14 protein-coding genes are annotated in these 21527 nt (G+C 46.2%); 13 read left to right on the top strand and 1 reads right to left on the bottom strand.

The features are described from left to right. Positions 1 to 93: 93 nt before the first annotated feature. From MHB80_RS18575 to MHB80_RS18545, 7 genes are all read left to right on the top strand, one after another. On the top strand, positions 94 to 1767 hold the full coding sequence (locus MHB80_RS18575; protein WP_341283025.1) for an extracellular solute-binding protein: 1674 nt from the start codon (positions 94 to 96) through the stop codon (positions 1765 to 1767). A gap of 81 nt (positions 1768 to 1848) precedes the next feature. Continuing rightward, positions 1849 to 3591 (top strand): histidine kinase, encoded by a 1743-nt coding sequence (locus MHB80_RS18570; protein WP_341278367.1) that lies wholly within the window; start codon positions 1849 to 1851, stop codon positions 3589 to 3591. Next, positions 3584 to 5245 carry a response regulator gene (locus MHB80_RS18565; RefSeq protein WP_341278366.1) on the top strand — a complete coding sequence of 554 codons (1662 nt, stop codon included), beginning with the start codon at positions 3584 to 3586 and terminating at the stop codon, positions 5243 to 5245. Before MHB80_RS18570 ends, MHB80_RS18565 begins: the two co-directional genes overlap by 8 nt. Position 5246: 1 nt before the next feature. Continuing rightward, positions 5247 to 6686, top strand: coding sequence for a glycoside hydrolase family 43 protein (locus MHB80_RS18560; protein WP_341278365.1), 1440 nt, complete (start codon positions 5247 to 5249; stop codon positions 6684 to 6686). 45 nt (positions 6687 to 6731) lie between these two features. Then, positions 6732 to 7721: a glycoside hydrolase family 43 protein gene (locus MHB80_RS18555; RefSeq protein WP_341278364.1), complete on the top strand. Its 990-nt coding sequence runs from the start codon at positions 6732 to 6734 to the stop codon at positions 7719 to 7721. Positions 7722 to 8240: 519 nt separating this feature from the next. Continuing rightward, complete coding sequence (locus tag MHB80_RS18550; protein WP_341278363.1) at positions 8241 to 10940, top strand: endo-1,4-beta-xylanase; 2700 nt, start codon at positions 8241 to 8243, stop codon at positions 10938 to 10940. Between the two features lie 53 nt (positions 10941 to 10993). Beyond that, a complete protein-coding gene (locus tag MHB80_RS18545; RefSeq protein ID WP_341283024.1) occupies positions 10994 to 12010 on the top strand; it encodes an endo-1,4-beta-xylanase in 1017 nt (338 codons plus the stop codon). Positions 12011 to 12131: 121 nt separating this feature from the next. On the opposite strand, the gene MHB80_RS18540 is transcribed toward MHB80_RS18545, so the two are convergent. Continuing rightward, on the bottom strand, positions 12132 to 12884 hold the full coding sequence (locus tag MHB80_RS18540; protein ID WP_341278362.1) for a helix-turn-helix domain-containing protein: 753 nt from the start codon (positions 12882 to 12884) through the stop codon (positions 12132 to 12134). Between the two features lie 283 nt (positions 12885 to 13167). Here MHB80_RS18540 and MHB80_RS18535 point away from each other — a divergent pair, with 283 nt between their 5' ends. The 6 genes from MHB80_RS18535 to MHB80_RS18510 all read left to right on the top strand — a co-directional run bounded on the left by MHB80_RS18535 (position 13168) and on the right by MHB80_RS18510 (position 21524). Beyond that, the gene (locus MHB80_RS18535; RefSeq protein ID WP_341278361.1) at positions 13168 to 14580 is read left to right on the top strand and encodes an extracellular solute-binding protein; all 1413 of its coding nucleotides are present in this window, start codon (positions 13168 to 13170) and stop codon (positions 14578 to 14580) included. A 96-nt stretch (positions 14581 to 14676) separates the two neighbouring features. Continuing rightward, a complete protein-coding gene (locus tag MHB80_RS18530; RefSeq protein WP_341278360.1) occupies positions 14677 to 17574 on the top strand; it encodes an extracellular solute-binding protein in 2898 nt (965 codons plus the stop codon). Between the two features lie 16 nt (positions 17575 to 17590). Beyond that, positions 17591 to 18550: a sugar ABC transporter permease gene (locus tag MHB80_RS18525; RefSeq protein WP_341278359.1), complete on the top strand. Its 960-nt coding sequence runs from the start codon at positions 17591 to 17593 to the stop codon at positions 18548 to 18550. 8 nt (positions 18551 to 18558) lie between these two features. Beyond that, positions 18559 to 19428 carry a carbohydrate ABC transporter permease gene (locus tag MHB80_RS18520; RefSeq protein WP_341278358.1) on the top strand — a complete coding sequence of 290 codons (870 nt, stop codon included), beginning with the start codon at positions 18559 to 18561 and terminating at the stop codon, positions 19426 to 19428. A 16-nt stretch (positions 19429 to 19444) separates the two neighbouring features. Further along, positions 19445 to 20908, top strand: a complete 1464-nt coding sequence (locus MHB80_RS18515; protein ID WP_341278357.1) for a hypothetical protein — start codon at positions 19445 to 19447, stop codon at positions 20906 to 20908. Next, entirely contained in the window at positions 20898 to 21524 is a 627-nt protein-coding gene (locus tag MHB80_RS18510) for a YIP1 family protein (protein WP_341283023.1), read from the top strand. The genes MHB80_RS18515 and MHB80_RS18510 overlap by 11 nt, the downstream gene beginning before the upstream one ends. Positions 21525 to 21527 lie beyond the last annotated feature (3 nt).

The following is a 21527-nucleotide window of genomic DNA, read 5'->3' as shown; positions in this document are numbered from 1 at the left end:
TGTGTTTCTTCTCATTATTTGGATAATTAGAGTAATAGACTGGGTCGATATTTTCTAATGTGAAATGGGGCACACCTGTTGAGAATACCAATAATGAACAAGGTCAAGCTTTTGCTTGCTGCATTATTGTCTGTTCAACTCCTAACGTCATGCGATTATAGCAGCGGCACTAATAAAGAAAGCTCGAACAGGCTTGAAGGAGGGACTATTTATGAAGAGCCCGCGCTAAGCCCATATAATCCAGCTATTGAACTAACCTTTGCAAGAGAAAGCGACGATAGCTTAGAGGATTTAATCAGCCAATTGCCGGGAGAAACATTCGAGAATAATAGGTGGATTCGTCTATATGAACAGGTGCTTGGCATTAAAATCAATTATGAATGGATCGCCAAGGGTGACCTTTATCATCAGAAGCTAAGCGGGGCCTTTGCTTCAGGAAATATTCCCGATGTCGTCAAAGTCAATGCGCAGCAGCTGAGGATGCTCAGCAATGCTGGACTGATTCAGGATTTGTCTGAAGCTTATGAGCAATATGGCTCATCGTTTACGAGGGAAATTTTAAGCCAAGAGGGGACAGGGCCTTTTGAAGCAGCAACGGTTGAAGGGAAGCTGATGGGAATACCAGAGACCAGCTCTTCTATTGAAGGGGCGATGTTTATATGGCTGCGTACAGATTGGTTAAACAAAGTGGGATTAGAACCGCCGAAAACCATGGACGACGTGTTAGCTATTTCGAAAGCGTTTACAGAAAATGACCCTGACCAAAACGGCATTCATGATACGTTTGGCCTAGCAGTGACTCAGTATTTATTTGATCCCGTTATGGGATTGACAGGCTTTATGGCTGGCTATAAGGCTTATCCTAATATATGGATGAAGGACGCGTCGGGAAAACTCTTATATGGCGGGATTCAACCAGAAGTGAAAGAGGCGTTAAAGGTTCTTCAAAATATGTATCGGGATGGTCAAATTGATAGCGAATTTGCTCTTAAGGATGGCTTGAAAGAAGAAAAGCTAATTGCTGAGGGGAAAGTTGGCATGCTTTATGGAGAGCAATGGGGGTCTTTTACGGTTCAATCAAGCCGTGCTAATGAACCAAATGCGGAGTGGCAGGCCTTTCCGATCGTTTCTGTATCAGGAGAAGCACCAAAGGTTCCGCTGCGGTTCAACACCAGCCATTTTTTTGCCGTCAGAAAAGGGTATCCGCATCCTGAAGCAATCGTTAAGCTTTTTAATTTGCATCTGGAGAAGAACTGGGGTGGGACAGCGGAATATGAAACCTATTACAGCTCCCCGTTTCCGGTCTGGAAGCTTTCTCCAGTGACGCCGTTCCCGGCAATGAAGAATCTGGAGGCGTATCGCCAAATAGCTGAGGCTGGCGGAAACGGCGATCATTCGGTCTTAAAGGATGAAGCCAGTTTCATCTATAAAAATATCGAAATTTCCCGTTCCGGAAATGCGAATAAAGAGTCAAGCTGGGGCTGGGAGCGGACCTATGGGCCATCTGGTGCTTTTTCCATCCTTGACCAATATATGAAGAAAGACCAGCTATTATACGAAAGCTTTGTAGGACCACCAACGGAAACGATGCTTGTGAAGCAAGCGATTTTGTATAATCTTCAAATCGACACCTTCATTAATATTATACTTGGCAGTTCTATCGACGAATTTGACCGGTTTGTAGACGATTGGAATAAGCTGGGCGGGAGCAGCACAACAGCGGAGGTAAACCAGTGGTATGCGGAAAGAGGTAGTAATCTGAAGTAGGGAGAGGTTTCTTCGACTTTTGTCTGCTGGAAGACACAATACTTGCTCACAACTTATAAAAGCAGCATCGGAGGATTTTGTTTGCTTAAATTTCCCGCTCATTCTTGGCGTAATACGATATTCCTGCGACAGGTCATTATTTATCTCATCGTGATTCTTCCTATTATCCTGCTAGGCGTATATTTGTATAATTGGAGCTATAAAAATGCCAGCGAAGGCCTGTCGAGAACTTCTGAAGCGCAATTGACCAATTATTTGGAAGCCCTTAATCGGGAAATCGAATGGATGGAGCTGCAGGAGTTCGACTTGTTGGAAGATACTGAATTAAATAGGCTCGTTGTCACTTGGGAGATGATGGACAATGTTGAAAAAAGAGCGAGCTTAAATTACTTAATCCGTCGCTTAACTTCCTTTAAAAATAGTAGTGTATACATTAAGGATGTTTATGTGCATATCCGTCCTGTTAACAAAACAATCTCGTTTAGCAATGCGATCTCTGATCTTGACGTTGATAAGTACAATTTCTTTCGCTTCAGTATTGGAAGGAGCGAGCAGCGACTTGTAAAGTGGGAGAACACCCTTCATCTTAGCACCTCCAAGTATAGCGGTAAGAAGGGAGAAGAGCCGCTATTCGTCATACAAATTGAATTGGATAGGGAAAAGCTGAGATACGCGTTGGACCAAGTCAATATTTATCCAGAAAGCGGATCTTTTCTTATTTCGGATACGACGGGATTTGTATTGATGAGCGACGAGGAATTAAGTGGAAGGCTTCAAGGCGATATAAGAGAAGTAGAAGAGGCCAGCACGACCAAGCTGGTTATAGATGGCAAAAAGTATCATATTGATAAAGCACATTCCGATAAATTGGGTGTTACCGTTGCTTCGTATTTGCCCGAGGAAACGGTACGCAAACCGCTGGGCAAATTCGTAATCTGGGCATGGCTATTCGCGATCATGACCTTCATTGCCATCGCTATCTATTCTTATTCAACTTATAAATTCGTTCATAAACCATTGCTGCTTCTCGTTCAGAGCTTTAGGAGAATGGAAGGAGGTGCATTGGATATTCATATTGAGCACGAGGAGAAGGATGAGTTCGGCTATTTGTATAATCGGTTCAACCAAATGCTGAATAAATTGCAGGCACTTATTGATCAGGATTTTAAGCAAAAGCTGATGATGCAGCGGGCGGAGCTCAAGCAGCTTCAATCTCAAATCAATCCCCATTTTCTTTATAACAGCTTTTTCATTCTCAATTCATTGGCCAGAACGGGAGATACGGAGCGCATTGAAGAATTTACGAATATGCTAGGGGAATATTTTAGATTCATTACCCGTAATGGGGAGGATAATGTGCTGCTGGCTGAGGAAACGAGGCACTCTCGCATGTACACCGAAATTCAGAAGCTTCGGTTTTCAAGACGGATTCGTGTGGAGTTTGATGACTTGCCAAAGGAAATGGAGAATATCCGTGTGCCCAGGCTCATCATTCAGCCTATTATCGAAAACGCATATGAGCATAGTCTGGAGAAAATGACGGAAGATGGACTGCTTCGCGTTGCTTTTGAGCTGGATCAGACTGAGGCCCGGATTATAGTGGAAAATAACGGGAATCGATTGAGCGATACCGAGATCGAAGCCTTACAGAATCGCCTAGACAGTACTACAGAATCTTATGAAATGACGGGCATGATGAACATTCATAGGCGCATTATTTTAACGTATGGAAGAAATAGCGGTTTGCTTCTGTCTAGAGGCGAGCTGAATAGTCTCAAGGTCGTCATTCGCATCAAGCTGAAGGAGGAGAATGAGATTGCTTAGACTGTTAGTCGTGGATGATGAAGACATCATTACGGATGGGTTATATGAAGTATTTCAGCGATGGATGCCAGATAAGCTGGATGTCTGTAAAGCATACTCTGGTAAAGAAGCGCTCAATTGGCTGCAACGTACCCGTATTGACATCGTTATCACTGACATTAGCATGCCAGGCATGAGCGGCTTGGAATTGTCTGATGAAATCCAGATGTATTGGCCACGGTGCAAAATCATCTTCCTAACGGGCTATAGCGAGTTTCAGTATGCCTATAAGGCGATTCAAATGTCGAATGTCCGTTATTTATTGAAGACGGAAGGTTATACGAAAGTTACGGAAGTTGTACAAGAAGTGATTCAAGAGATCCATCAAAACAATCAATTGAGCGCATTAGTCGAGCGATCCCGTGAACAGATGTATGCGCTTGAATTTATGGCACAAGGAGAGTATATCAGACATCTTTTGCAAAAAAGCCATCTTCTTTGCCATGATCAAGAGGTGTTGGTTAAGGAATTTGGCAAACTGAACATCGATCTGAGTCCTTTGATTCCGGTTGTGATGGTAGTTGGTCATTTGTCATATCCAGCTGAGACCCCTTACTCCGATAGAAGCGAGATTGTTAATTCCGCCAGAATGATCGGGCATTCCTATTTGTCAGAGCAGACACGGCATATTGGAATTGTTGATAAGCACGGCAATTTGTTATGGCTGCTTCAGCCATCTGAACGTGTCGAGGAAAGGTTTTATAGTCATTTAATTCGCTATTTGGAAGGAACGCTCGAGCTCATTCAGGAGACATGTTTGGAATCGCTAGGCTTAACGATTGCCTTCACTATAAGTGGTGCTTCTTGTGAATGGGAAGCGATATCGCAGCAATATGAAAGACTGCGTCAGCTGCATCAAATGACCATTGCCGATGGGCTATCGATTATTTTAACGGATCGCACGGAGCAGCTTGAGCCTTCAAACAGGAAAGAAGACAGTATGATTGCTCAAAGAACGGAGTTAATGGAAGCATATCTTGAAGCTGGGAGAAGAGAGAAGTTTTATGAGGTAGTGGAGGAAATGACGACTGGCATGCTGCATCCAACGGGCAATGTTCACCGAACGATAGAGAGCTATTATTCTATCGCGCTTGTGCTGCTTTCTTCCATTAATCGCTGGGGGCTTTACCACCAGATTGGTGATTATGGAAAACTGATGCGACTAGATGAGCATTCATCCATGAAGGAGGGGATTGCCTATTTGCATGTCATTGCCGACCGCCTATTCAAAGTTAAGCATAACGGCGAGCTGGAGCGGACAACCAGTGTAATCGACCGTATATGCCGATATATTGAAGAACATTTAAGCGAGGACTTATCCTTAGTGCGGCTGGCGGAAATTAATTATTTTAATCCATCCTACTTATCCCGGTTTTTTAAGCAGGAGCGGGGGGTGAATTTATCCGAATATATAGATAGCTGCCGTTTGAAAAAAGCTAGAGAGCTGCTAAGAAACGGGGAGCTTAAAATTCGAGAAGTATCATCCGCCGTCGGCTACGAAGCGGCACATTCATTTACGCGCTTTTTTAAGAAGGCGACGGGAATAACGCCGCAAGAATATCGGGATACCTTTCCTACCGTTATAAACGAAAACGAACGTACAAGGAGGATATGAAATGAATGACCAACTGCCCGCCACTGCAATCGGGAAGTTGCCTCCACAAGGCAATCCGCTTGTCTCCCACAAATTTGGTGCAGATCCGTATGCCTTAGTTGTAGAGGATCGCGTCTATCTCTATATGACGAACGATGTTTTGGAATATGACGAAGATGGAAATATGAAAGAAAATACGTATGGAACCATTAATAAAATCACGGTTATTTCCTCGGATGATTTGAGGAACTGGACGGATCATGGCGAAATTCAGGTTGCAGGCCCGCAGGGCGCAGCCAAATGGGCCACGCAGTCGTGGGCGCCGGCAGCAGCGCATAAAATAATCGACGGCAAGGATAAATATTTCCTTTACTTTGCCAACAATGCCAGCGGAATTGGCGTATTGTCAAGCGATAGCCCGGTAGGTCCATGGGTTGATCCCATAGGGCAGCCCTTGATTTCGAGATCAATGCCAGGCGTGGAGGATGTGACGTGGCTTTTTGATCCTGCCGTATTGGTCGATGATGATGGAAAGGGCTATATCTATTTTGGCGGTGGTGTTCCTAAGGGGAAGCATGAGATGCCCAATACTGCGCGCGTCATGCAGTTGGGTGATGATATGACGAGCGTTGTTGGCGAGGTAGCCGTCATTCCTGCTCCGTATATGTTCGAGGATGCCGGTATCAATAAGCGGGATGGCATTTATTACTATACCTATTGCTCGAATTTCTATAATGGCGCTCGCCCGGCGGGGAGCCCGCCCGCAGGCGAAATTGCCTATATGACAAGCGACAAACCGATGGGGCCATGGACTTATCGTGGAACGATCCTCAAAAATCCAGTGCACTTCTTCGGTATTGGGGGAAACAACCATCATGCCATTTTTCAGTTTCATGAAGCCTGGTATATCGCTTATCATGCCCAGACATTATCCCAAAGGCTAGACGTTCCGAACGGTTATCGCTCCACGCACCTGAACCAGCTTACGTTTCAGGATGGTTTAATTCAAGAGATCCATGCTGATTATGAAGGTGCCCGGCAAGTAAAGGCATTTAATCCCTATGTCCGTGTTGACGCGGTGACGATGGGGTGGAGTGCTGGTGTTGCTGTGGTCGCCATCGCAAGCGAGAGCGATCCGCAAAGCCCGCTAACGGTCGTAGCTGACATGGATAGCGGGGCTTGGCTCGCTTTATCCAAGGTACAATTCGGGGATAAAGGAGCCGCGACTTTTAAGGCTTCCATCTTAAATGCGGGTGCGGATAGCAGAATAGAGCTCCGCTTGAATGCCCCGGACGGAAAGCAGATTGGGACACTTCCGGTTCCGAACATGAACGGACAAGGCTGGATGGACTTGCAAACAGAAGTAGCGGGTGCATACGGTGTGCACGATCTGTACTTTGTGTTCTGTGGAGAGCATGGCACTAAAGGAATTAAATTTTACGAGTGGCAGTTTAGCGAATAAGCGATACGCAAGTTAGAAATGACCCTGAATTGGAGGAGATTTCATATGTCTAATGCACCAGTACCTAATCAACCGCTTGTTACCCATCTTTTTACAGCAGATCCTTCTGCCCATGTATTTGAAGGCAAAATCTATATTTACCCGTCTCATGACCTTGACCACGATGGTCCTGACAACGATAATGGGGATCAATACGCGATGGAGGATTATCATGTGCTGTCGATAGACAGTTTTGACGCTGCTGTTGTAGACCATGGCGAGGTATTGCATCTAAAGGATGTCCGTTGGGCTTCTAAGCAGCTATGGGCGCCGGATGCTGCCTATAAGAACAATATGTATTATTTGTTTTTCCCCGCTCGGGATCATGAAGGAATCTTTCGGATTGGCGTAGCCACAAGCACGACACCAGCGGGTACCTTTACCCCAGAGCCTGACTACATTGCGGGCAGCTTCAGTATTGATCCGGCTGTATTCGTGGATGAAGACGATAAGTCCTACATTTATTTCGGAGGTCTTTGGGGAGGACAACTGGAAAAATGGCAGAACGGCGTCTTTGAGCCGGGCGCAGAAGGTCCGAATGCGGGGGAGGCAGCGCTGGGTCCGCGGGTCGCATTGCTGAGCGAGGATATGCTGTCTTTTCAAGGTGAGCTACAGGAGATTTCGATTCTCGACGAAAACGGCAGCCCGATTCTAGCTGGTGATGAGGATCGAAGATATTTCGAGGGACCTTGGGTGCATAAATATAACGGCTGGTACTATTTGTCGTACTCAACAGGGACTACCCATAAGCTGGTTTACGCGGTTAGCCGTAACCCGATGGGTCCCTATACGTTCAAAGGGACCATTCTTACACCAGTAATCGGCTGGACGACCCATCATTCTATCGTTCAGTTTGAAGACAAATGGTATTTGTTCTATCACGACAGCTCCCTCTCCGAAGGTGTCAATCATAAGCGCTGTGTTAAATTCACGGAATTGCATTACAATGATGATGGAACGATTCAAATAATCGATCCTTATGCGATGGAAAGCTAGCTAGACCGCTATGATTAAATAACAAATAGTAGATATGCATAATAAAGCACAAAGATCGCAACCCCTTCCACTTGGTTGGGAATTGCGGTCTTTTTGTTATTTAGACAGCTGCTTTGATAGCAGCTGACAAGAATAAACCTATAATATGACGGGTAATTGAACACAAGATAGACAGGTTGTTGTCCAAAAATGTAAGCGCTACACTTTTAAGTGTAGTAACGATCTACGGTTCATGGACGAGGGATGCAGCCTGACCGTGTGAAGGAGCTGGATCGAATTTCCCAACGTTTGGCCCGATTTCGCAAAAGGATCTATGATTTATCGGGTGAATTCACAAAGATCAACGGGTAGTTAGCTCAAAATGAAAACGCTATACTTGCAAGGAATGCAAGATTAGGTATAAATGAACCAAGATGCAGCGGTATCCGCCGAGTTCATTTTGCTAGAAAGCAAATGATGCCATGACACGCCCCAAAAGGGAGCTTTATGGAATATAAGTTGAAAGGCAAGGTGTTTTAAATGAAGAAGAATCGACTGAAACGCTCTATTTCGTTGTTACTGGTTGCTATTTTGATGGTAACGTCCTTATCGCTTAGCGTGCTGCCAAAGCAGACGAATGCGGAAGCTAGCACAGCGCCGCCAAGCGAAGCTGAACAAATCACGACGGATTTCGAAGACGGCACTACACAAGGCTGGTATGGACGCGGCGGCAACGAAAGCCTGACGGCTGCTGCTTCGGCTGCCCATTCGGGTAAATTTGGTCTTCAGGTTACAGGAAGAACGGAAGGCTGGAACGGCCCAATGCTCAATCTAGCCTCGTTTATGGAGGTCGGCAAATCCTATGAGCTCTCAGCTTGGGTTCGCCTGCCTGCGGGAACGCCTGATTCGTCCGTCTCGATGCTGATCGAGCGGAAAACGAATGGGGATATGTTTTATGAGTCAGTTGCTGCCAAAACAGTAACGGAAAGCGGCTGGGTGAAGCTAACTGGCGCGTACAGCTTGCTCCATCCGATTGAGACCCTAGGTGTTTATTTTGAATCCATAGATAATGCGAAGCTTGACTTCAATGTGGATGATGTTGTTATTGCGCGCATTCCAGATGCGTTGCCTATTGAAATTCAAAAGGATATTCCATCTCTAAAAGATGTATTTGCCGATGATTTTTTACTGGGCACTTCCTTGCTCGTAAGTGAAATTGAAGATGCCACCGGCCCAGATGCACAGCTGCTACAGAAGCATTTCAACAGTCTGACCGCAGGCAATGAGCTGAAGTGGGATGCTACCGAGCCGAAGGAAGGCCAATTTGATTTTACACGCTCGGATAAAATCGTTGATTTTGCTGTAGACAATGACATTGCTGTACGCGGCCATACGCTCATCTGGCATTCCCAAACGCCAAATTGGGTGTTCTACGATGAGAAAGGCAATCTTGCCAGCAAGGAATTGCTGTATGCAAGGATGAAGCGGCATATTGAGACGGTAGTAGGCCGATACAAGGGCAAAATCTATGCTTGGGACGTTGTGAATGAGGTTCTTGATTCCGGTGACCAGAAGCCGAATGGTTTGCGCAACAGCCTATGGTACCAAATAGCAGGCGAGGAATTTATCGAGAAGGCGTTCGAATATGCACATGCTGCAGATCCACAGGCCAAGCTGTTTATTAACGACTACAACACGGATATTCCTCAAAAACGACAAGATTTGCATGATTTAATCAAGCGCCTACAGGACAAGGGTATTCCTGTGGATGGCGTCGGCCATCAAACACATATTGGCATTGCGTCCCCGTCCGTTCAGTCACTTGATGATATGCTTCAGGCGTTCCGGGATCTTGGCATAGAGCAGCAGGTCACGGAGCTTGATATGAGTGCTTATACGAATGACACTGACACCTATGATGCGTTTCCGCTTGAATTGCAAATTAAGCAGGCAAATCGGTACAAGGAAGTTTTCGATGTGTTTAAAAAGCATAAGGATCAGCTCAATGCAGTAATCTTCTGGGGCAAGGACGATCTTAATTCATGGCTCCGTACTTTCCCTGTCACGCGCAATAATTGGCCGCTATTGTTCGATGAGCGGCTTCAGGCGAAATTTGCGTACTGGGCGCTCGTCGATCCGAGCAAGGTGCCAGTCGAAACGATGCAAGCAACGGCAGCGGAGGGAACTGCGAAGATCGATGGCAAACTGGAAGAGGTTTGGAATAGAGCGCCGCTCGTATCCATCTCGAAGGATGGCAGTGCAATTGCCAAGGTGAAGACGCTTTGGGATAAGAAGCATCTTTATGTAACGGTTGATGTGATGGATAAGACGGCGAATGGCAGTGATGCAATTGAGCTTTATATAGACAGCAACAATGGCAAGACAACGTCTTACGAGGCGGACGATAAAAAATATACATTCCAGCGCAGTGGAGCGAATAAGGATAAAACCGTGAATTATAAAGCGGTTAAGACGGAAGGCGGCTACCGTATTGAAGCTGCGGTTCCTATTAAAGGGCAGCTAGGAAAACAGCTTGGGTTCGATGTGCGAATGGTTGATAAATCCGGCAGTACAGTGACGAAGTCATCCTGGAATGACAAGACGAATTCGCAGGATAAGGATACGTCCAAATTCGGCATTTTAAAGCTGGTTGAAGGACCTCAACATACTAAAGCTGTAAAAGGTACGCCAGTCATTGATGGCAGCATTGATGCGGTATGGGCAAATGCAAAATCAATCATGACCGACCGCTGGGTAAATGGATCAAGCGGATCGAAGGCCAAGGTCAGAACGTTATGGGACGGCCAACGTTTGTATGTGCTGGCCGAGGTGACTGACTCGCTGTTGTCGAAAAAGAGCGCGAATGCGTGGGAGCAGGATTCGGTGGAAATTTTCATCGACCAGAATAATGCAGCGAGCAGCAGCTATGATGCCGATGACGGACAGTACCGGATCAACTTCGATAATGAACAAACTGTCAGCCCGGCTTCATTAAGCAAAAATCTAATCTCAGCTACGAAGCGGACGGCGAATGGTTATGTAGTGGAAGCATCTATCGCATGGATTGGCAAGGCGCCAAAAGCTGGAGATCTAATCGGCTTTGACGTGCAAATCAATAATGACGAGGATGGCGACGGAGGCCGCGATAGTGTGGCCATGTGGAATGATCGGTCCGGACAGTCGTACCAGAACACATTCGGCTTTGGGGTATTGCAGCTGACGGGCTCGAAGGGAAAGTAGCATCGTCATAGAAAAAAGCGAGAGGCGGTAGAAGAATGACAGAGAAGAAGCATATGAATTCAGCGGATAGTCTGGCGGGAAGCTTCAAAAATGATTTTCTGATTGGTGCTGCGGTTAATGGTCACACCATCGTTAGTCAACGTGAATTGCTGATCAAGCATTACAACAGCTTGACGGCGGAAAACGAAATGAAATTTGAAAGCCTTCACCCTGCCGAGGATACGTATACATTCGAGGCGGCTGATCAGATTGCCCAGTTTGCCAGAGAGCATGGCATGAAGCTGCGCGGGCATACGCTCGTGTGGCATAATCAGACACCAGATTGGGTATTCGACGATGGAAACGGCGGAACAGCATCTCGGGAAACGCTGCTTGCCCGGATGAAGGCGCATATCATGGCGGTTATGCAGCGTTACCAAGATACTAGCTATTGCTGGGATGTCGTCAACGAAGCGGTCAGCGACGAAGGGGATGAATGGTTGAGGCCCTCGAGGTGGCTGGAGGGCATTGGCGAGGATTACATGGTAAAAGCCTTCCAATTTGCCCATGAAGCCGATCCAGCGGCGCTGTTGTTCTACAACGATTACAATGAGTGCAATCCGGCGAAGCGCGAGAAAATTTATCGGCTCGTCAAGACGCTTCTTGAACAGGGAGCTCCGGTACACGGTATTGGGTTGCAGGGACATTGGAATTTAACAGAACCATCTCTGGATGACATCCGCGCGGCAATCGAGCGTTATGCATCGCTTGGCTTGAAGCTGCAAATTACTGAGATGGATGTGTCGGTCTTCGCCTTTGAAGACCGACGTACGGATATAGTGATACCGACAGTTGAAATGCTGCGTCAGCAGGAACAACGTTACCGCCAGTTTTTTGAGCTGTTTCGCGAATATAGGGATGTGCTGACAGGTGTTACGTTTTGGGGAGCGGCAGACGACTATACTTGGCTGGATTATTTCCCGGTAAGTGGCCGCAAAAATTGGCCGCTATTGTTTGATACGGAGCAGCAGCCGAAAGGTGCCTATTACGAGGTTGTCCATTTGTCTGCAAGTAGAGCAACAGAACAATAGAGCGGAATCAGTAAATGTTACAGGTAATGGCTCTATAAGGTTAATTGACATGCAGCAGGCCAGCTTCCTCATCCAAGGGAAGCTGGCCTGTATGTTTGTGCTCGCAATTACAGCTATGAATTTAAGAGATTTGCTTTCTATATTCGTTCGCACTGGCTCCTGTATACGCTTTGAATTTTTTATAAAACCAATCGATTTCAGTGTAACCAACCTCATTCGCAATTTCATAGATGCGCATATCCGTTTTTTCGAGCAGCAGCTTTGCTTTTTCCATCCGTTGCTGAAGGAGGTATTCATTAAACGACATGTTTTCGTGATCCTTGAACTTTTGACCCAGATAAGCGCAGTTGAAGTGCAAAAGGGAGGATATTTTTTTCAGCGTAATGTTAAGGTGCAATTCTTCCTCCACGTATTTTTTTACGATATCGATAATCGACTTGCCCTGCTTGCTCCGCTTAAAGGGGACAGGCGATGCATGTAATGGCTGTTGATCATCAGCGATGGATTCCAGTTCTTTTTTTACAGCAAGTATGCTTGCCGTTAAATCGCTTGCTTGAACAGGCTGCGCAATGTAATCGCTTACTTGAAAGGACAAAGCTTTCCTAGCCAACTGGAAATCATCGCCCCCTTCCAAGAGGATGATCGAAACGCGGCTTTGCTGGCGGATATGCTCGCAAAGCAGCATGCCATCTGCTTGAGCGTTTTTAATATTAATTAGAACAAGGGAAAAGGGCTCCCTGTCCATTAAAGCCAGGGCGTCCGAGGAATTGCCCGCATACGCTTGTATGATAAAACCTAAATGTCTCCAGTCAAGCAAGTTCAGCGTCTTTTCCCTCGAATGAATCATTGGATCAACAAGCAATACCTTATACACGGTTAGAACCTCACTTTCATTTTCGATAATAGGCTTCGGATGAATTTCCGTACGAATGAAGTAATTATGTTTCCATTATGTTCAACGCACGGCTTCTCCACAACGTGCATTTCTTTATCCCTCAACCATTTGTTTACCATTTGTAAATTGGTGTAACATGGAAAGAAAGCGATTTTACTGGAATCTATAATTTATAGGGTGATTGATCTAAATACAGGCAGGTTGTTACTCAGAAATGTAAGCGCTACAATTTTTATGTAATCCATTTTCAGGGGGGATCCATATGCAAGTGAGAAAACTGTCAGTCTTTTTATTAAGTTTAATGTTGATATTTACACTAGCAGCATGCAGCGGTAATGCAGGCACTAATGCCAGTGGAAGCAGTAATGGTAACAGCAATAAGGAACCGGTAGAGGCAAGCGTTAACGAAGGCTCGGAAACGACTGAGCCTGCTGAAGCTAATAATGCCGGTGAGGCAACTGGAGATGAACAATCGACGCCAGAGATGGATTTTGACATGGGCGGACGGGTGATCAAAATCGTATCGTGGTGGGATATGACGATACCCGAGGACAATCCAGACAACATTCAGCGCAAGAAAAATCTGGATGATCTAATGAAGAAGCATAATTTTAAAGTGGAATACGTCGCTGTTGACTACGGTGAGTATCAGCAGAAAGTTGTCGCATCTTTGGTAGCAGGCGAGCCACTAGGCGATATCGTCAGACTGGGTAAAGCCTATATGATTCCGGCATTGGTCCAACAAGATTTAATTTGGCCGATTGATGAGTATACGAAAAATACGAAGGTATTCAACCAGAAGGTTACAAATGAGTTTATGCAGTATGAGGGCAGAGGCTATGGTTTTACGGATAATCAGTCTGATTTTATGAGTGGGGTTTTCTATAATCGTACTCTTCTGAATCAGCTAGGACTTAAGCCGCTTCAGGATTATGTAGATGAAGATAATTGGAATTGGGACACGTTCATTCAAGTTGCCAAAGAGGCCAACAAGGATACGAATAACGATGGGAAGCTGGATAGATGGGGACTTTCACAAGGCTCGCTGATGGATCAGTCGCTGTACTCCAATGAAGCAAGCCTTACCCTAGGGAATAAGCAAAATTTAGAAGATCCCAAAACGGTTGAAGCCTTTAATTTCATTTCCCGTGTGGCAACCGAGAAGGTTGCCAGAGCTACGGAAGGCGGAGATTGGACAGAGCCTGGCCAGTTTTTCCGTCAAGGCAATACGCTGATGTATGCAGGCGCCATTTGGGAAATCGGAGGACTTAAGACTGATATGAAGGATTATGACATCGGCTTCGTTCCCTTCCCTAAAGGTCCGAGTGCTACCGCCTACCATGCTGGCGAAGCTCTCTTCCAGTCCCTGGCGATTCCAAAAAAAGTCGAGAACCCAGAGCAGCTTATGTACATTTGGGAAAAAATAAACGATGTCGATTCGCTTTATGATTATCCAGACCAAGCTACACTGGAGAGCAACTTTACGAATGAGGATGATATTGAGAACGCCATCATTTCCGGAAAAGGCATGCTTGTTCTCGATCACAATACATTCCCGAAATTGCCTTATTACGATATTATAGGCGATCTTATTGCTGGAAACTCGGTATCTACCGTTATAAGCAAATTTAAAGCGAATGTTCAAGCTGCAATTGACGAAGTGTATAAAAAATAGCGATTCCTTACGAATGTCGAACAGTCCCTATTGAGCCAGTCTATTAATAGGGGCTGTTCGGAATATTTTATCTCTAGCAGCAGGAGGGGAGAAGAATTGAACAGCAAAGCGAAGAAATACACAATCGCCATACTAGCTCTAGTTTTATTTTTTTTGTCCATTTGGAGCTATAACCCTCCGAATCAATCTGATAGGGGGAAGGTTAAAGCCATGAGTGCTTTTGAGATGGGAGAGCATTCCTATGCCAAGGGCGGCTATGACGACTATTTGAACAGCTATTCGACTGCCGATCGTCCGGCTGAAGTTATCCGAATCGAAGGGGAAAGCTTTTCGAAAACGGTTGGAGACGGCTTTGAAATGGCAGATCGGTTTGAAGGCTTGGATGGAAAAGCGGTGATTACGCCGGAGGCTGGAGCCATTAGCTGGAATCTGGAGATGGCAGAACCGGGACTATACAACATTAGAATTCATTATTACCCCATAGAGGGGAAAAGCTCAGCGATCGAAAGGCAGCTTGCTATTAATGAGAAGGTGCCATTCAAGGGTGCGGAAATGCTGTTGTTCAACCGACTGTGGGGTAATCTGGAAGATGCTATAAGAAGGGACGATAGAGGAAACGACCTGCGCCCGAGACAGGTCGAGAAGCCATCATGGCAGCTCAAAACTTTAACGGATAGCGGCGGTTATTATGACGAGCCGTATTTATTCTATTTTGACCAAGGGCAGCAAACCTTGTCGCTGACGTCATCACGGGAGCCAATGGCTATCGATTATATCGAGCTGTATCAGGAGAAAACCGCAAAATCATATGCGGAAATCAAAAAAGAATATGAAGTCGCAGGTTTAGCACCTGTTAAAGATCAATACGTGACGATTCAGGCGGAAGAGGCTGTGCTGAAGTCATCTCCAACCTTGAGCCCGCTTATCGACAGATCAAGTTCGTCGGTTGTTCCGTACGATGTTTCCAAGCTCAGAATCAATACGATTGGCGGACTGAATTGGAAGCTGCCTGGGCAGTGGATAGAGTGGGAAGTAGAGGTGAAGGAGGACGGCCTGTATCAAATTGCCCTTAAGCGCAAGCAGGATCAGCTCCGGGGCGTTTACAGCACACGCAGCCTGATGATTGACGGCCAGTACCCGTTTACGGAAATGAAGCGAATCCCGTTTAAATTCGATATGAACTGGCAGATGAATGTACTCGGAGGAGCGGAGCCGTATTTATTCCATCTGACGAAAGGCACGCATCGAATTCGGATGGAGGTTTCTCTCGGCGAAATTGCGCCGCTGCTGCGAACGGTTGAGTCCAGCGTTTTGCAGCTTAATGAAATGTTTAGGAAAATATTGATGATTACCTCGAATACGCCGGACCCCTACCGCGATTATCAATTGGAGAAGCGTATACCGGAGATGACGAAGGTGTTCAAGGAGCAAGCGGCAACGATTCAACGTGTGGCCGATTACTTGGAGCAAGCAACGGGGGAGCGCAGCGACAAAGTAGCTGTTCTGCATACGATGGTTCGTCAATTGGAAGAAATGGTGGACAAACCGGAAACCGTCGCAAGGCGCTTGAATGCATTTAAAATCAATGTCGGCGGTCTTGGAACATGGATTCTGACCGTACGTGAACAACCGCTTACACTTGATTATTTGGTTGTCTCCTCGCCAGATCGCGAGCTCCCTCAGGCGGAGGCAACGGCATTGGGTCGAATAAAGCACGAGCTTGGCGGCTATATAGCCTCTTATACCGAAGACTATGACAGCATTGGAAATACAGGAGAAAATCAGCGTTCCATAACCGTCTGGATTACGACAGGGCGGGATCAGGCGCAAGTGCTGAAAAGCTTGATTGACGATTCGTTTACATCGGCATCGAATATTTCGGTGAAGCTTAGGCTCGTCCCGGGCAACATCCTTCTACCGGCTACTTTAGCTGAGGAAGGGCCTGACGTTGCTATGCAGATTGGCGAAGATGTACCCGTCAACTATGCGATGCGGAACGCCTCTGCGGACTTATCGAGCTTTGCTGATTTCAAGGAGGTGGCGTCCCGTTTCCGCGACAGCGCACTGGAACCGTATGTGTACAGCAACGGGGTGTATGCCCTTCCGGAGCAGCAGACGTTCCCGATGCTGTTTTATCGCAAGGATATTTTGGAGGAGCTGGAATTGACGCCGCCTAAAACCTGGCAGGAAGTATACAACATGATTTCCGTTCTTCAAAAGCATAATATGGAGTTTTATTTGCCTATTGAGGCGGCAACCAATAACGCGAACCTCGTTCCGAATGCGACATTCGCGATGCTGCTGTACCAAAATGGCGGAGCGTTCTATCGGGATGAGGACAAAAGAAGCGCTTTGGATTCCGAGATATCGATGGAAGCCTTCAAGAGATGGTCGCAGTTCTATACGAACTACAAGTTTCCGCTGCAAGCGGACTTTCCTAATCGCTTTCGGACGGGTGAGATGCCTGTCGGCATTGCGGACTATACGACCTACAATGCACTGACGGTCATGGCACCGGAAATTAAAGGCCTATGGGACTTTACAATCGTGCCCGGCATGGAGCAGCAGAACGGCTCGATCAATCATGAAGTTGCCAGCCATACAACCGCAGTGATGATGCTTGAGAATGCGAATGACAAGGACTCGGCATGGGAATTTATGAAATGGTGGACGGACAAGGAAACCCAAGTGGCATACGGACGCGAGATGGAAGGGCTTATGGGTGAAGCGGCACGTTATCCGACAGCTAATATGGAGGCGCTTGGGCAATTGCCTTGGCCGATTAAGGACTATCAAAATTTAGAGAGCCAGTGGCAGTGGGTGCGAGGAATCCCGCAGGTTCCAGGCGGCTATTTCACGGGCAGGCATCTGGATAATGCCTTCCGAAAAGTCGTCAATGGAAATGAGAATCCTCGTGAGGCATTATCCGATTATATTTTGTACATTAACGATGAAATAGCGATCAAACGAAAGGAATTCAACTTACCGTACTAGATTGGGGTGAAAGCCGATGCAAGCAGAAACAGCAACAGGTAAAACCGTTCCTAAACCCGTCCAGCCAACGAAGACGTCCAAATGGGCACATACGATAAAGGAGTTGAAAAGAAACAAGCATCACTATATTTTGATGAGTCCGTATATGCTTATTTTCTTCTTATTTACGGTCATTCCAGTCGTATTCTCTTTATGTCTAAGCTTCTTTTATTTTAATATGCTCGAATTTCCGCGTTTTGTTGGCTGGCAAAACTATTCAAGGCTGTTTCTTAACGACGATGTATTCATGATTGCCTTAAAAAATACCTTTATGTTCGCGGTCATTACCGGCCCGGTCAGCTATATCGCTTGTTTTCTATTTGCATGGATCATCAATGAGCTGTCACCGAAGATTCGTGCGGTCATGACCTTGATTTTCTATGCGCCATCGATTTCTGGAAATGTGTTCTTTATATGGCTGATCGTATTTTCCGGAGATAGCTACGGCTATTTAAATGGGTTTCTGATCAAATATGGATTAATGCTGGAACCGATTTTATGGCTGACCAATGAGAAATATATTTTGCCGATCGTGATTCTCGTCCAGCTATGGCTTAGCCTGGGCACGAGCTTTCTCGCCTTTATCGCGGGTCTGCAAACGATTGATCAGACGTTGATTGAAGCGGGCGCCGTTGATGGCATTAACAATCGTTGGCAGGAATTGTGGTTCATTACGCTGCCTTCCATGAGGCCGCAGCTGTTATTCGGGGCCGTCCTGCAGATTACTGGAGCATTCGCGGTTGCGGACATCTCCATTGCGCTGGCTGGCTTTCCAAGTGTCAACTATGCTGCGCATACGGTGGTTACGCACCTGATGGACTTTGGCTCGATTCGCTTTGAAATGGGCTACGCGTCAGCCATTGCGACAGTTCTTTTTGTCATTATGATTGGAACGAATATGCTGACACAGAAAATGCTGCGAAAGGTCGGTGAGTGACGTTGGCCATGAAAATGCTCGCGGTCCTTCGGACGCCCAAAAGGCTCAATCGTTCCTTTCTAGTCAGCTTTTTGCTATTCGCGCTCCTGGCCTTATTCGGCGCTTTTATGGCAATGCCCTTGATTTATGCAGTGAACAATGCGTTTAAGCCGCTTGATGAGCTGTTTATTTTCCCGCCACGCATATTTGTGCACAACCCAACGCTGGATAACTTTTTTGACCTGGTGGCGATAATGGGCAATTCGTGGGTCCCGCTCACGCGATATATTGCAAATACGGTGATCATTACAATTATCGGTACGGCCGGCCATATTTTGCTTGCCTCGGCCGCAGCATATCCACTAGCAAAATACCGATTTTTGGGATCAAAAACGCTGTTCTCCATCGTAGTGCTGTCCTTGATGTTTTCTGGGCATGTGACGGCAATTCCCAACTATATGGTGATGTCATGGCTTGGATGGATTAACACGCATGCGTCGATTATTGTACCGTCACTTGCCTTTCCGTTAGGTCTGTTCCTCATGAAGCAGTTCATGGAGCAAATACCGGATGCCTTGCTGGAGGCGGCAAAAATTGATGGTGCTAATGAATACCGGATTTTTTGGAGCATTGTCATGCCGAATGTGAAGCCTGCATGGTTAACGCTCATGATTTTACAGTTTCCTATGTTATGGGGGACCGATGGGGGCAGCTTTATCTACAGTGAGAATTTAAAGACGCTGCATTATGCTTTGGGTCAAATTACGCAAGGGGGAATTGCCAGAGCAGGAGTCGGTGCGGCAGTTGCGCTAATCTTGATGGTCGTTCCGATCACACTCTTTATCATTTCCCAGAGCAGCGTCATTCAGACGATGGCAACTTCCGGAATGAAAGAGTAGAAGGGAGTCGTGCAGGATGTTGAAAGGCAGATTACAGACAAAGGTATACCTATTCATTGCGCTTTGTTGCCTGATAAGCATGGGCATGGGAGGAACGATTGCCAAGGCGGCGGAGGATGCGGGCTCTTACAATTATTCGTTTTGGGGGGACACGGTAGCCGCTCCTGCAGCTTACAAAGCAACTAGCTTATGGAATGGCGAGAGCATGGGAATTGGGCCGTTAAAGGAACCGAGCGATTTGCACGTTACGGCTGATAAGCAGATTTATTTGCTCGACACAGGCAATAATCGTGTCGTCATTTTGAATCAGCAATTTGAGCTGGTGCGAATGATTACTTCATACGTCCATGAGGGCAAAGAGGAAATGTTCCAGAACCCTCAAGGTTTATTCGTAACGGATGAGAAGCAGTTGTTCGTTGCTGATACAGGAAATCAAAGAGTGGTTCATCTCGATCAGGACGACAAGCTGGTGAAGGTTATCGAGTCGCCCGAGTCCGAGCTGCTGCAGGACCCATTTAAATTTGAGCCGGTAAGGGTTGTCGTGGATAAGGCGCAGCGAATTTACGTGATGGCAGCGGGTGTTTTTGACGGATTTATGGAATTTAATGCGAATGGCGAATTCACTTCGTTTATCGGCGCAAACCGTGTGTTTTTCAGCCCAGTCGAGTATTTTTGGAAAATGCTGTCCACCCAAGCGCAGCGGAGCCAGATGGTGATGTTCACGCCGACGGAATTTTCGAATTTGGATATTAATGATGAAGGCTTCCTTTACGCGACAAATAGTCAAATGCAAAACAACGTCAGAAAATTGAATGCACGGGGGGGCGATATTTTAAGGGAGGAAGGTTATTTTCCTCCGGAAGGAGATATTCGTTTTATGAAGGCTGATGGTCCAACCCGCTTGGTCGATATCGATGTCGCGGACAGCGAAATATACGCCATTTTGGATGCCAATAGAGGCCGAATTTTCACCTACAATGGTGACGGACATTTCATGTATGTTTTCGGCGGGCTAGGCAATCAATTGGGTGAATTCCATACACCGGTGGCGCTTGAGCGCGTTGGTGATGATTACCTCATACTGGATAAGGCGCTTGGTGAAATCACGGTATTTCAATCGACGGAATACGGCCGCACCTTGAATGAAGCGGTCAGGGCTTATTATAAAGGCGATGAAGAGCAGGCCAACACGTTGTTTCATCAGACGATTAACATGAATGCAAATCTAGAATTCGCCTATGCGGGCATTGGCAAAGCACTGATCCGGCAAGGGGATTATGGCGAGGCGATGAAATATTTTAAACAAAGCATGGATCAGAAAGGCTATTCGAAGGCGTTCCTGCTTTATCGCAAGCAAGTGCTGCGGGAACATTTTACTGCGATTATGACGGGCATGCTTGGACTTGTGATCGTTGCCTTGCTTATTAAAAAGTATCGGAAAAAGAAAGGGGGACGTCAGGTTGCCTCCATTGAACAGTGAGCTGTATAAATACCCTTTCTATCTCATTATGCATCCCTTTAATGGCTATTGGGAGCTGAAATATGACCGCAATCAAAAGGCGAGCATCGTCATTTCTTTTGTGATTCTGTTTTTGCTGGCCGTGACCAATATTATGCAGAGCCAGTACAGCGGGTTTGTGGTCAATCTCGTTAATCCAAATGGAATGAACAGCTTTATGGAGATTTTGTATGTCGTTGTTCCCGTATTGTTTTGGTGTGTGGCCAATTGGTCGCTGACGACCTTAATGGATGGGGAAGGGAAGTTTGTCGACATCTTTACTTCAACATGCTTTGCATTAATACCGTTCGTTATTATTCAGCTACCTTGGATTTTGCTGAGCAATTTCATTTCGCTGCAGGAGACGGCGTTTTATCATTTTTCCAGCAGCATCGCCATGATATGGTGCGTGTTTCTGCTCTTTGTCGGCAATATGACGGTTCATCAATATACGCCGTCCAAGACGATCGGGACCATCATTTTGACGATTGCAGCTATGGGGTTCATGGCCTTTTTAAGCTTATTGTTCTTTAGTTTAATCCAGCAGATGCTGGCTTTTATATCGGTTATTTATCAAGAATTGGTTTTGAGAAGCTAAGGG

The sequence above is a fragment of the Paenibacillus sp. FSL H8-0537 genome, from assembly GCF_038051995.1.
In the GTDB taxonomy this organism is placed as follows: Bacteria; Bacillota; Bacilli; order Paenibacillales; family Paenibacillaceae; genus Pristimantibacillus.
Note: the sequence above shows the minus strand (reverse complement) of the source record. Positions and strands in the feature narration are given on the sequence as shown.